Origin of the sequence: Flavobacterium limicola, from assembly GCF_003634755.1 — a bacterium.
Taxonomy (GTDB): Bacteria; Bacteroidota; Bacteroidia; order Flavobacteriales; family Flavobacteriaceae; genus Flavobacterium; species Flavobacterium limicola.
This window is the reverse complement of sequence record NZ_RBXA01000001.1, coordinates 1,059,002-1,072,477: the sequence shown is the minus strand read 5'-3', so window position 1 is coordinate 1,072,477 and position 13,476 is coordinate 1,059,002. Positions and strand designations below refer to the sequence as shown.

Below are 13,476 nucleotides of genomic sequence, written 5' to 3'. Positions count from 1 at the left end.
TATCTATTATTTAGTGCAAACTACTTGTTCCGTAAATCGGAGATCAATTTTTCTATATTTATACAACGAACTGTCTAAAACTGCTTTTTGAAAAAAAGCTTTATAATTTTTAAATTTACGCTCTACATTTATGATTCTACCAAAATCTATTTGATAATCAAAATTTCTATTGAACATTTTTAAGCTCCCATTAGGCATAATCTGAATTCCAATTATGTTTTTTTTCAAAAAGGGATCATCATAAATTACACGAAATAAACTAGCCAAATCTTCGCTATTTTTTATACTCATCTCCCCTGAAACTAGCGGAACTCTTGCGGTAAAATTTGCTGACAACGGCATTCTATTTCCTTTGTAATCAACATAAAAAGAACCTTGCTCATTAAAAAATCTGGCTATAGGAGTTTTTTGTTTCACTACTGCTTTTAGAACACCATCAATGGTCACAAATACATCTGATTTGTCAATCATTTCTTGTGAATTAATGCTTTTTTCCAGCTTATTCAAATCTAAATCAACTTTTTGAATGCTTGATGCATCTCTTTTATTTTCTATCAACAATTTATTAACCATTTCTTGTTTAACAAAAGGGGCGTTATCGTCGACAAAAATGACCTTAGATTTAGTCAATTTTCTGTTTTCGTTTCGGTTTGATGTGAACGAAAACAGAAAAATCACTAAAACAAACATCAGTAGTAATCGAATATTTGTCCAATTAAAGAGTCTCATTTATTGCTTTTTTAATTGACGGTACTAATTCTCCTATATCTCCAGCTCCGATAGTAACAATAACTGTGGCATCATTACCTAAAATTGAAGTAATCAATTCATTTTTAGAAACTAACACACAATTTTTATTTGTCATTTTATCCATCAGCCATTTTGTAGTTACACCTTCCATTGGCAACTCTCTCGCAGGATAAATATCTAATAAGATAATCTGATCAAAAGCCGACAGACTTTTGGCGAAATCATCTGCAAAATCTCTGGTTCTGCTAAACAAATGCGGTTGAAAAACAGCCAAAATTTTTTGGTTTGGATATAACTCCCGAACTGCCTGATGTACTGCGTTTATTTCTGTTGGATGATGTGCATAATCGTCTATATAAACTAAATCATCCGTTTTAATCTGATAAGAAAACCTTCTTTTAATTCCTTTGAAACTAGCTAAAGCATTTGCAATATCGCTATTTTCTATACCATAGGTTTTTGACATTGCTATAGCCATTAAAGCATTCATCAAATTATGTTTTCCTGGTAATCCAAAATGCAAATCCTTTATTATTTCAGTAGGCGTTTGCACATCAAAAATATAACTGCCTTTGTCTATTCTAATATTCAAAGCTTTGAATGCAGCCTCATCGTTTACTGCACATATAACGCCTTCGAGTGGTAATTCTTTGGTAATAAAGAGTTTGCTTTTATCTTCTATTTTAGAGGCAAATTCAACAAAAGATTCTTCAATTGCTTCACTAGTCCCGTAAATATCCAAATGATCTGCATCCATAGAAGTAATACAAGCAATATTAGGAGATAAATGCAAGAAAGAACGATCGAACTCATCTGCTTCTACAACTGTAACTGTTTTTCCGCTTCCTATTAAATTCGAATTATAATTCTCTACAATTCCTCCAATAAAGGCAGTAACGTCAACACCACTTTCGTATAAAATATGTCCAAGTATACTTGACGTTGTTGTTTTTCCGTGGGTTCCTGCAACAGCAAAACTGAACGTATCTTTAGTGATTATCCCTAAAACTTCTGCTCTTTTTTTAATTACGTACCCTCTTTCTAAGAAATAATTCCACTCCGAATGTACCATAGGAACTGCGGGAGTGATTATCACCAAAGTGTTTTCTATAAAAAAATCTTTTGGAATCAAATCAATATTGTCTTCAAAATGAATTGAGATTCCGCTTTCTATTAATTCATTGGTAAGGGCTGAAGGCATTTTATCATAACCTGAAACCTGCTTTCCAATGGTCTTGAAATAACGAGCTAAAGCGCTCATTCCAATACCTCCGATGCCTATGAAATATACATTATGTATTTGGTTTAGGTTCATTTTATTAATTTTATGATTTCGTCAACAATCTCTTTTGTAGCGTTTACTTTAGCTAATTTTTTTATGTTTTCAGATAATTCTTTTTGCACTATTTCATTTAATACTAAATCATTAAATACCGTATTAAATTTTGTATCCAATTCATTTTCTTTGATTAAAATCGCTCCCTTTTTATCAACAACAGCTTGAGCATTTTTAGTCTGATGATCTTCCGCAACGTTTGGAGATGGAATAAAAATCACTGGTTTTCCCACTATACACAACTCGGAAACCGAAGATGCACCTGCTCGTGAAATCACAATGTCTGCTGCCGCATATACCAAATCCATCCTGTCAATAAATGAAAAAACTTGGATATTTTCGTTATCACCATAACGTTTATAATCCTCAAAATATAATTTTCCACATTGCCAAATCACTTGAATATTCTGTGCGGAAAAAGCTAAAATCTCTTTAGCTATCAACTGATTTACTCTTCTTGCGCCAAGGCTTCCTCCAAGAACTAATACTGTTTTTTTTTCAGAATCCAAATTAAAATGGCGAATCGCCTCGTCTCTTTTACTATCAATATCAATTAAATCCTGTCGTACTGGATTTCCCGTCAGAATCATTTTATTCTTTGGAAAAAAACGTTCCAAGTTTTCGTATGCTACGCAAATTTTATCTACATTTTTACTCAGCAATTTATTTGTAATACCCGGATAGGAATTCTGTTCTTGAATAACTGTTGGAACACCCGCAATAGCAGCTATTTGCAACAATGGACCACTTGCAAAACCTCCAGTACCAATCACAACATCCGGTTTGAATTGACTAATTATCGTTCTTGATTTCAGCAAACTGCTAATCAATTTGATTGGAAAAAGTGTATTATCAAATGTCAGTCTTCTTTGCAATCCTGCAATCCAAAGCCCTATGATTTTGTAACCTGCCTGAGGAACTTTTTGCATTTCCATTTTATCTTTGGCGCCTACAAAAAGAAATTCTGCATCCGGAAAACGCGATTTTAATTCATTTGCAATAGCAATTGCCGGATAGATATGCCCTCCCGTTCCACCACCACTCAATATGAATTTATACTGTCTCATTTATTTTAAATTACTAATTTCCTATTTCTTTAAAAAAACCTCAAAATGAATTATTTATTCAAAACTGCATGCATAGGATTTGCAGCTTTATCCTCAATAGAAAAATTTTCTGCAACTACATCTTCCTCCTCTAATTCCCGGTCAATTAATTTTTGAAGTGCTTCTTCTCTTTTAGCAGTATTCATCAATTCTTGAGCAATTTCTTCGTCTTTTTTAGTGACACTAATAATAATTCCAAGTGCAAAACAGGTCATCCAAATTGAACTTCCTCCACTACTTATCAATGGTAATGTTTGTCCCGTGACAGGTAATAACTCTACTGCAACTGCCATATTTATCATGGCTTGAAAAATCATTGGAAAACCTAAACCAACGACTACTAATTTCCCAAACAACGTATTAGCCTTGTGCGAAGCAATAACAAATCGAAACAACAACAGCAGATATAAAGTAAGTACGCCAAAACCACCTATAAGCCCATATTCCTCAACAATTATAGCAAAAATAAAATCAGAGGACGATTGTGGTAAAAAATTTTTTTGAACACTTTTGCCTGGACCTAATCCATATATTTTACCCGAAGCTATTGCAATTTTAGCTTTCTCTATTTGATAATCATCCTCGCCTGGTTTATCACTTGTAAAATTATCAATACGATTAATCCAAGTATCAACCCGGTTAGGAAATGCTTCCGGAAATGCTTTAGCAATAAGAATGAAAAAAGCTAAAAAAACTATTCCTGAACCCACAACTATTCCAATGTAACGCAATGGATATTTACCAATAAAAACTAACATCAACACCATCGAAAAAATCAATGCCGTTGTAGAAAAGTTAGCTGGTAAAATAAATAATAATGTAACGAAAACCGGAACCCAAAGTTCCCAAACCGAAGACTTAAAATCAATAGGAACTTCTCTTGTTTTAGACAAATAACGCGCAACGAAAACAAACAAAACCATAGATGCTAGCGTCGATGTTTGAAATGTGATTCCTATGAACGGTACTTGAATCCATCTGCTGGCATTAGCACCTGCAATTACTGTACCTTTAATTAGTGTATATGCTAATAATACCCAAACAACGTATAAAGCTCCTTTTGAAATAGCTTTAAAATAATGATAAGGCACTTTGTGAACAAAATATATTATTGCAAAACCAATACAAATATGTGCCAAATGTTTCACCAAATAGCCCAACGTATTCCCAGTTCCGTGGCCAATATAAGCCAAATTACTACTAGCACTAAAAACAGGCATAAACGAAAACAACGCTAATAAGGCCACAAATGACCATATTACCCTATCCCCTTTTAATTTGTTTACTAACTGTTTCATTCTTCATTTTTGTTTAAAATTTTACTAGTTAAAGGTTAATCAACTTAACTAAAAAAAACTTTTTATAGACTCTTTACCGCTTGTTTAAATTGAATACCTCTGTCCTCATAGTTTTCAAACAAATCAAAACTGGCACAAGCTGGCGACAATAAAACCGTATCTCCTTTTTCTGATAATCGTTGAGCCATTTTTACAGCATCATTCATATTCGTAACCTCAATCATCATATCGACCACATTTCCAAAAGCATCTATGATTTTTTTGTTGTCAACACCAAGGCAAATAATGGCTTTCACTTTTTCACGAACTAATGACATTAATTCATTGTAATCATTTCCTTTATCAACACCCCCAACAATCCAAACTGTAGGGGTATTCATACTATCTAAAGCAAAAAAAGTAGCATTTACATTCGTTGCTTTTGAATCATTAATATATTGAACGTTGTGGATTTTTAAAACTTTCTCAAGACGGTGTTCTACTCCTTGAAAATTAGAAAGACTCTCACGAATTGTAGCCTTTCTTATTTGCATTAATTTTGCCACAGAGGTTGCTGCCATTGCGTTTTTCATATTATGTTTTCCTTCTAAAGCAATGTGTTCTGTGTCCATTGTAAACTCTTCTTGATTGATCTTTACTTCCATTTTATTGTTTTTTATATAAGCCCCTTCGCTGAAAGTTTTAATCAATGAAAAAGGAATTAATTTTGCTTTTGTTGAGTGCGTTTTAAACCAATCGTTTATGGCTTCATCATCTGCATCGTATATGAGGAAATCGTCCTCCGTTTGATTCATCGTAATTCTAAACTTTGCATCAATGTAATTTTCATATTTGTAATCGTATCGATCTAAATGATCCGGACTAATGTTAGTTATAATGGCAATATGTGGTTTGAAATTCATAATTCCGTCCAGTTGAAAACTACTCAACTCCAGCACATAAGAATCGTATTTATTATCGGCAATTTGCCACGCAAAACTCTTTCCAATATTCCCACCCAATCCTACATTTAACCCTGCTGATTTTAACAAATGATGTGTGAGCATGGTAGTGGTTGTCTTTCCATTACTACCGGTAATCCCTATTATGGTTGCATCTGTAAAAGGTGCGGCAAACTCGATTTCTGAAATTACAGGAATTCCTTTTTCCAAAAGTTTTTTAACTATTGGAGACTTATCTGGAATTCCCGGACTTTTCATCACTACATCAGCATTAAAAATCAAATCTTCTGTATGCCTCTCTTCTTCCCAAGCAATTCCATTAATGATAAGAACTTCTTTGTAATTGCCTTTTATCTTTCCAAAATCAGATACAAAAACTTCATATCCTTTTTTCTTACCCAAAATAGCAGTTCCAATACCGCTTTCGCCTCCACCTAAAATTACTAGCCTCATACTATCTCAATTTTAAAGTAACAATTGACAATATGGCCAGCATGATGGCAACAATCCAAAAACGGGTTACAATTTTACTTTCGTGATACCCTTTTTTCTGATAATGATGATGCAAAGGAGACATTAGAAATATTCTTCGGCCTTCGCCAAAGCGTTTCTTGGTGTATTTAAAATAACTTACTTGAAGAACCACAGATAAATTTTCGACAAGAAAAATTCCGCATAATAAAGGAATCAGCATTTCTTTTCGAACGGCAATTGCAAGAACTGCAATGATTCCACCAATAGTCAAACTTCCTGTATCGCCCATAAATACCGATGCCGGATACGAGTTATACCAAAGAAATCCAATCAATGATCCCACAAATGCGGCAATAAATACTGTCATTTCCCCAGAATTAGGGATGTACATTATATTCAGATAATTAGAAAAAATAATATTCCCTGAGACAAACGTAAAAATCCCAAGAGCCAAGACCGAAATAGCAGAAGTTCCTGCTGCCAAGCCGTCAATTCCATCGGTTAAATTGGCGCCGTTAGAAACTGCTGTAATGATAAAAATCACCACTGGAATAAAAATCAGCCAAGCCCATTTTTCATATCCTTCACCTGTCCATGCCAATAATTCAGCGTAATCAAATTCATTATTTTTAAAGAAAGGGATTGTAGTCGCAGTGGATTTTTCTTCCATTGGCGCAGGCATAATTACTGTTTCTGTTGGTACTTTAAAAACATCCGATGTAGAGGTATCCGTACGAACCGTCACGCCTGCATGAAAATAAAGAACTATACCCACAATTAAACCCAAGCCTACTTGTCCTACAACTTTGAATATTCCTTTTAAACCTTCTTTATCTTTCTTGAAAATTTTAATATAATCATCTATAAAACCAATTGTTCCCATCCAAAGTGTGGTTACAATCAACAAAACAATATAGATGTTATGCAGTTTTGCAAAAAGCACAACTGGAACCAGAGTGGCAAATATGATAATTAAGCCTCCCATTGTTGGCGTACCTGCTTTTTCGTTTTGACCTGCTAAACCAAGTTCACGAACGGTTTCTCCCACTTGCTGTCTTTGCAAAAAACGGATAATTCTTTTCCCATAAATGGTTGACAACAGCAACGATAACATCAATGCTAATGCCGATCTAAAAGTGATGTACTGAAAAACACCTGTTCCAGGAACATCTAATATTTTGTCTAAATATTCAAATAAATAATACAGCATATTTTTCTATTTATGGAGTTGATCTAATATTTCTTTAATTATTTTCATGTCGTCAAAATCATGACGGACGCCATTTATTTCCTGATATGTTTCATGCCCTTTTCCAGCAATTAAAATAATATCATTCGGCTGAGCCAATTGACATGCGGTTTTTATAGCTTGTTTTCTATCTGTTATGGTCAATATTTTTTTATAATTCTGAGGGGCAACACCTAGTTCCATTTCAGCAATAATAACTTCTGGATCTTCGTTTCTTGGATTATCCGAAGTAAAAATTGCTTTATCACTCAAATCCGACGCAATGCCAGCCATGATTGGTCGCTTGGTTTTATCTCTATTACCACCACAACCTACGACCGTTATTAGTTGTTCGTTTTTGGTACGAATATCATTAATAGTTTTCAGTACATTTTCTAATGCGTCCGGTGTATGCGCATAATCTACAATTGCCGTAATATTTGAGGCCGAAACAATAAATTGGAAACGTCCAGAAACACTTTCTAAATCTGACAGTAAACGAAGTACTTCCAAACTTTCCATTCCAAGTTCAATCGCAGTTCCATATATTGCCAATAAATTATAAGCATTAAATGTTCCGATTAGTTTTACCCAAACTTCATTTCCGTTTATTTTCAACAACAAACCTGACAATTGATTTTCCAGGATTTGTGCTTTATAATCGGCATACGATTTTAAGGCATAAGTCAATTTTTTTGCCACAGTATTCTGTAACATCACTTGCCCATTTTTATCATCAATATTGGATAATGCAAATGCCGTTTTTGGCAAATTATCGAAAAATGATTTTTTTACATCTCTGTATTCTGCAAAAGTTGGATGATAATCCAAATGGTCGTGAGACAAATTGGTAAAAATTCCACCTACAAAATGCAATGCTTCCGTTCTTTTTTGATGAATTCCATGCGAACTCACCTCCATAAAACAGTATTCAACCCCGTTCTCAACCATTTCATTCAAATAATGATTTATCGTAATCGAATCTGGAGTCGTGTGTGTCGCTTTGTATTCTATTTCGTCAACCAATATTTTAACTGTCGAAAGCAATCCTACTTTAAAACCTGCTTTTTTAAATAATTGATACAATAAAGAAGCAATGGTCGTTTTACCATTAGTTCCCGTAATTCCAACCAATTTCAAGTTTTGAGATGGATTTCCAAAATAATTTGCAGCCATAAATGCTAGGGCTGAATTCGTATCTTTTACCTGAACGTAAGTAATTCCATTGGCAATAATTTCTGGAAATGTATCGCATATAATCGCAACTGCCCCTTGCTGGATTGCTTTTTCAATAAAATCATGACCATCCGAAATGGAACCACGAATAGCAATAAAAACATCATTGGACTCGATTTTTCTAGAATCGAAATCCATTTTATTAACAGTAATATCCGTCGAACCTTTTACGGCTTCGATGGCTACCTTATATAATATATCTTTTAGTATACTCATGATAATTCCAATAGTATAGTTGTGTTTTTCTGAATATTTTGACCCGCCTGAAGGGACTGTTTTTTCACTTTTCCTACTCCCACGGCTTTTACTTTTATTCCTAAATTTCCCAATAATGCGACCGCATCCATTCCTGACATTCCTTTAACATTTGGAATTGTTTTTTGTTTATTTTGAGATTTTACATAGAATGAATCGTAATTATTCTCTTGTTTAGGTATCTTTCTATTTAAATTTTTAATCTCATTTGTTGAAGGAGCATCAGTAAAAATCTTTTGTGCAATCCTTTTGAAAACTGGCCCTGCCACATCAGCGCCATAATAATTATTCAGTGCTGTACTTGGCTTATGCACTACAACTATACAAGAATACATTGGTTTGTCTGCCGGGAAATAGCCAACAAAAGACGAAGCATAATATTTTCCAGCTCCTCCAGCCTTTCCGTAATTCACAGCAGCTGTCCCTGTTTTTCCTGCCATCGAAAAATCCTTAGAATATAATTTTGAAGCTGTTCCTTTTTTTACAACATTTGCCAAAACTGCTCTTACTTTTGAAATAGTTTGTGGGGAACAAATCATCGGATTCAAAACTTCTTTCTCATATTTTTTAATGGTTCTATTCCATTCTTTGATTTCAGAAACAAATTGAGGCTTTACCATTTCACCATCATTAGCAACTGCATTATAAAAAGCTAATGTTTGCAATGGGGTAATATGGACTCCATATCCAAAAGCCATCCAAGGCAATGAAATATTGGACCAGTTTTTATCACGTGGTTGTGGAATATAAGGTATTCCTTCCCCTTTGATGGAAAGTCCTAAAGTTTTATTCAATCCAAAATTATTGAGATGATTTACAAATTTTGAAGGCTCATCTTTATACGCATTATATACTGCCTGAACTAAAACCGTATTCGATGAAAGTTCAAAGCCTCGCGCCAGAGAAATTTTTCCGTAACCACCTTTATGAGAGTCACGTACTTTTTTTCCAAAATAAGTTATTTCACCACCTTTACTGTCATAAACAGTACTAGTGTCCGCTTTTTTATCTTCAAAGAGTGCCATTAAATCCGCCAATTTATAGGTAGAACCTGGCTCATGCGACTCCGCTACGGCATAGTTTGTGGTCTCATAATAGGTTCCGTCACCAGCTCTTCCTAAATTAGAAATTGCTTTCACATGCCCCGTTTTTGTTTCCATAACAACAACACAACCATGATCTGCTTCATATAATTCTAATTGTTTAAGTAAAGCGTGATGCGCAATATCCTGAATATAAACGTCAATTGTAGATATGACATCATACCCGTCTTGAGGATCTACTTCATTAATATCACGGATAGGCTTCCACTGTCCTTTTGCTATTTTTTGCTTTAAAATCTTACCATCTTTTCCATTCAGATATTTTCTAAAAGCCCATTCGATTCCTTTTCCATCGAGTGATTCACCATTAGAAGTCCTTTCATAACCTACAGTTCGCTCAGCAATTTTACCAATAGGATGTTCCCTTATAGTCTCTTGCTCAACAATAATTCCTCCCTTGTAAGCTCCAAGATTAAATAAAGGAAAGCCTTTAATTTTTACATATTCTGTATAACTCAAGTCTCGCGCTACCAGATAATATCTATTCTTATTTGCTCTCGCTTTTCTTAACTCATTTTCAAAAAAATTAGTTGATTTTCCCAAAAGTTGAGCCAATGAATCTGACAATATTTTTATGTTTTTTTCAAATGCTTCTGATTTAGGCGCAACCGCATCAAAACGAATTTCATAATTTGGAATTGATGTAGCTAAAAGACTTCCATCAGCGGAATAAATATTCCCTTTATTTGCAGGGATAACAAAATTTCTAACGGTTCTTTCTTTAGCTAATTTTCTGTAATAATCCCCTTCAACCCACTGAAGATTAGTTAACTTAACAGCAATAGCGATTGCCATCAAAAAGATAGCAAAAGCGACCAGATAAATTCTGTAGGATATGTATTTATCTTCTACTGCCATATTTTTTTAAAAAAGTTTTTTTCTTCTTCTTTTGATACTTTTATTTTTGCTGGAGGAACTGTTGACGGAAATATTTGTTTTATTTCCATTTTCTGAGAAACAGTTGATTCCATTTTCAGCTTCATTAATTCAGAGCGTCTGTCTACAAATTCTGAACGCAATTCTTTTACTTGATTCGTTAAATCCGAGATCATAAAAACCTTCTGCTCAAAACGCTGTGTATTTGCAATCATAACAATAGCCAAAAGAATAACAAAAACGATAAAACGCCAATTCTTCATGGCATCATCGTCAATAAGGAATCGCGCTTTTAATATACTGTATACTCTCTTTTTCATTTTTTCCTCTTTACAAAAATCAAAAACACAAATTACTCTACAATTCTATTTTTTCAGCAATTCTTAATTTTGCACTTCGTGCCCTATTGTTTAGTTTAATTTCTTCTTTATCTGGAACAATTAATTTTCCAATTGTTTTAAATGGTACTGAAAAATTTCCGAAAAAATCTCGTTCAGGTTCTCCTTCGAACATTCCATTTTTCATAAATCTCTTTACCAATCTATCTTCTAGTGAATGGTACGATATCACGCTTAACCTTCCGCCTGGATTTAATATTTCTAAAGACTGTTCTAAAAATTCTTTCAAAACATCCATTTCTTGATTCACTTCAATTCGAATGGCCTGATAGATTTGAGCTAATATTTTATTTCGAACTCTTTCAGGTAAATATCGCGCCAAAACTTCTTTCAATTCATCTGTTGTTTTGATTGACTGCTCCTCTCTAGCCTCTATAATTGTCCTTGCTAATGCAGGCGCATTTTTCAATTCACCATAATCCAAGAACACTCTTCTTAAATTCGCTTCATCATATTCATTGACAACTCGGTAGGCATTCAAATCATTTTTCTGACTCATTCTCATATCCAACCCAGCATCAAAACGAGTTGAAAAACCTCTTTCGGCAACATCAAACTGATGAGAAGAAACTCCTAAATCAGCTAAAATTCCATCAACACTTTTCACTCCATAAAAACGCAAAAAACGTTTTATATGCCTAAAGTTTTCATTGATAAGAACAAATCTTTCATCGGGCAAAGCATTCGCCAAAGCATCTTCATCCTGATCAAAAGCAAACAACTTTCCGTTCGGCCCAAGTCGTTTTAAAATTTCTTTCGAATGACCTCCTCCACCGAAAGTTACATCTACATAAATGCCGTCAGGCTTAATATTTAAACCATCTACTGATGCCTGAAGCAAAACCGGATTATGATATTCCATTGTTGTCGTCATTTAAATTCCCCATAACTTCTTCCGCTAAATCCGCAAAATCCATATCTTCACCACTTATTGATTTTTCGTATAAATCTTTATCCCAAATCTCAACAATATTAACAGCTGAAGAGAATACCACTTCCTTAGCAATGCTTGCAAAAACCACTAAATCTTTAGGCACTAATAACCGTCCTAATGCATCAATCTCGACCACTTTTACCCCAGCGGTAAATCTGCGTATAAAGTCATTGTTTTTTTTAACAAATCGATTTAATTTATTGATTTTTTGCATCATCAAATCCCACTCCTGCATAGGATACAACTCCAAACATGGCTGAAAAACGGAACGCTTCAAAACAAAACCGTTTTGAAGAGAAGTGGCCAACTGCTTTTTTAAAGGCGCTGGCATAAGCAGCCTCCCTTTAGCATCGACTTTACATTCATATGTTCCGACAATTGTATCCAAGAAAAAGTATTAAATGGTGTAGAGCAAAAATATAAAAAATATTACCACTATTTACCACTATATACCACTTTGTTAATAAGTTTAACCACTTTTGAGCAAAAACCCTTAATTTTTGGACAATCAGAACATTAGCTCTCTTTTATTTCTTTGTAAGAAAGATAATTATATAAAAAAAAGACACGAAAACATAACGAATTATAGATTAAAAATGCTATGAATAAAAGTGGGAAAATCCAAAATAAGAACTCAAATATGAAAATAAAGCCATTTCATTTTTTACAATAATCAGTATATTTTACAATTAAAAATTGTTGTAAAAATTCATTTTTATTTATTAAATCCTATATTTGTCGAAATTGAAATCCGGATTCAAAAAAAATGGAAAAACACTATAAAAAAGAAGGTAGATACAGCTATTATGAAGCTGGTGAGGGAACTCCGATTGTCATTTTACATGGACTTATGGGAGGACTTAGCAACTTTGACGCGGTTGCAAATTACTTTTCTGCAAAAGGATATAAAATAATTATTCCAGATTTACCTATTTACACTCAAAACATTTTAAAAACAAATGTAAAAAGTTTTGCAAAATACGTTAAAGACTTCATCACTTTCAAAGGATTAGACAGGGTTATACTCTTAGGAAATTCATTGGGAGGCCATATTGCCTTATACCATACTAAAATGTACCCAGAAAAAGTGGCTGGACTAGTAATAACAGGCAGTTCTGGACTTTATGAAAGTGCAATGGGCGACAGTTATCCCAAAAGAGGCGATTATGAATACATCAAGAAAAAAGCTGAAGATGTTTTTTATGATCCAAAGATAGCCACCAAAGAACTAATTGACGAAGTATACGAATCTGTAAATGACAGAATCAAATTGATAAAAACATTGACGATTGCAAAAAGTGCTATTCGTCATAATATGGCAAAAGACTTACCAAAAATGCATGTTCAAACCTGTATCATTTGGGGGAAAAATGACAAAGTTACTCCGCCGGATGTTGCGGAAGAGTTTAATAAATTATTACCTAATTCTACCTTGTATTGGATTGACAAATGTGGTCATGCCGCCATGATGGAACATCCTGAAGAATTTAATCGTTTACTAGAAGAATGGTTGATAAAAACTAATTTATAAACCCTTTAAA

At 33.8% G+C, this 13,476-nt stretch carries 12 protein-coding genes; 1 reads left to right on the top strand and 11 read right to left on the bottom strand.

Annotated elements, in window-relative coordinates:
• Window positions 1-6: 6 nt before the first annotated feature.
• The 11 genes from BC952_RS04780 to mraZ form a co-directional block, all read right to left on the bottom strand.
• Window positions 7-729, bottom strand: a complete 723-nt coding sequence (locus BC952_RS04780; RefSeq protein ID WP_121364467.1) for a cell division protein FtsQ/DivIB — start codon at window positions 727-729, stop codon at window positions 7-9.
• Window positions 716-2,065 carry a UDP-N-acetylmuramate--L-alanine ligase gene (murC, locus tag BC952_RS04775; RefSeq protein WP_121364466.1) on the bottom strand — a complete coding sequence of 450 codons (1,350 nt, stop codon included), beginning with the start codon at window positions 2,063-2,065 and terminating at the stop codon, window positions 716-718. Before murC ends, BC952_RS04780 begins: the two co-directional genes overlap by 14 nt.
• Entirely contained in the window at window positions 2,062-3,153 is a 1,092-nt protein-coding gene (murG, locus tag BC952_RS04770; RefSeq protein WP_121364465.1) for an undecaprenyldiphospho-muramoylpentapeptide beta-N-acetylglucosaminyltransferase, read from the bottom strand. The genes murC and murG overlap by 4 nt, the downstream gene beginning before the upstream one ends.
• A gap of 50 nt (window positions 3,154-3,203) precedes the next feature.
• Entirely contained in the window at window positions 3,204-4,490 is a 1,287-nt protein-coding gene (locus BC952_RS04765) for an FtsW/RodA/SpoVE family cell cycle protein (protein WP_121364464.1), read from the bottom strand.
• A gap of 62 nt (window positions 4,491-4,552) precedes the next feature.
• Window positions 4,553-5,884: a UDP-N-acetylmuramoyl-L-alanine--D-glutamate ligase gene (murD, locus tag BC952_RS04760; RefSeq protein ID WP_121364463.1), complete on the bottom strand. Its 1,332-nt coding sequence runs from the start codon at window positions 5,882-5,884 to the stop codon at window positions 4,553-4,555.
• Window position 5,885: 1 nt separating this feature from the next.
• The gene (mraY, locus tag BC952_RS04755; protein WP_121364462.1) at window positions 5,886-7,115 is read right to left on the bottom strand and encodes a phospho-N-acetylmuramoyl-pentapeptide-transferase; all 1,230 of its coding nucleotides are present in this window, start codon (window positions 7,113-7,115) and stop codon (window positions 5,886-5,888) included.
• Between the two features lie 6 nt (window positions 7,116-7,121).
• A complete protein-coding gene (locus BC952_RS04750) occupies window positions 7,122-8,585 on the bottom strand; it encodes a UDP-N-acetylmuramoyl-L-alanyl-D-glutamate--2,6-diaminopimelate ligase (protein WP_121364461.1) in 1,464 nt (487 codons plus the stop codon).
• Window positions 8,582-10,585: a penicillin-binding protein gene (locus tag BC952_RS04745; RefSeq protein WP_121364460.1), complete on the bottom strand. Its 2,004-nt coding sequence runs from the start codon at window positions 10,583-10,585 to the stop codon at window positions 8,582-8,584. Before BC952_RS04745 ends, BC952_RS04750 begins: the two co-directional genes overlap by 4 nt.
• Window positions 10,576-10,923 (bottom strand): FtsL-like putative cell division protein, encoded by a 348-nt coding sequence (locus tag BC952_RS04740; RefSeq protein WP_121364459.1) that lies wholly within the window; start codon window positions 10,921-10,923, stop codon window positions 10,576-10,578. The genes BC952_RS04745 and BC952_RS04740 overlap by 10 nt, the downstream gene beginning before the upstream one ends.
• Before the next feature lie 37 nt (window positions 10,924-10,960).
• On the bottom strand, window positions 10,961-11,875 hold the full coding sequence (gene rsmH / locus BC952_RS04735) for a 16S rRNA (cytosine(1402)-N(4))-methyltransferase RsmH (protein WP_208639970.1): 915 nt from the start codon (window positions 11,873-11,875) through the stop codon (window positions 10,961-10,963).
• A complete protein-coding gene (gene mraZ / locus BC952_RS04730) occupies window positions 11,850-12,323 on the bottom strand; it encodes a division/cell wall cluster transcriptional repressor MraZ (protein ID WP_091165302.1) in 474 nt (157 codons plus the stop codon). Before mraZ ends, rsmH begins: the two co-directional genes overlap by 26 nt.
• A gap of 378 nt (window positions 12,324-12,701) precedes the next feature.
• On the opposite strand from mraZ, the gene BC952_RS04725 reads away from it, so the two are divergent.
• Complete coding sequence (locus BC952_RS04725) at window positions 12,702-13,466, top strand: alpha/beta fold hydrolase (protein ID WP_121364458.1); 765 nt, start codon at window positions 12,702-12,704, stop codon at window positions 13,464-13,466.
• Window positions 13,467-13,476 lie beyond the last annotated feature (10 nt).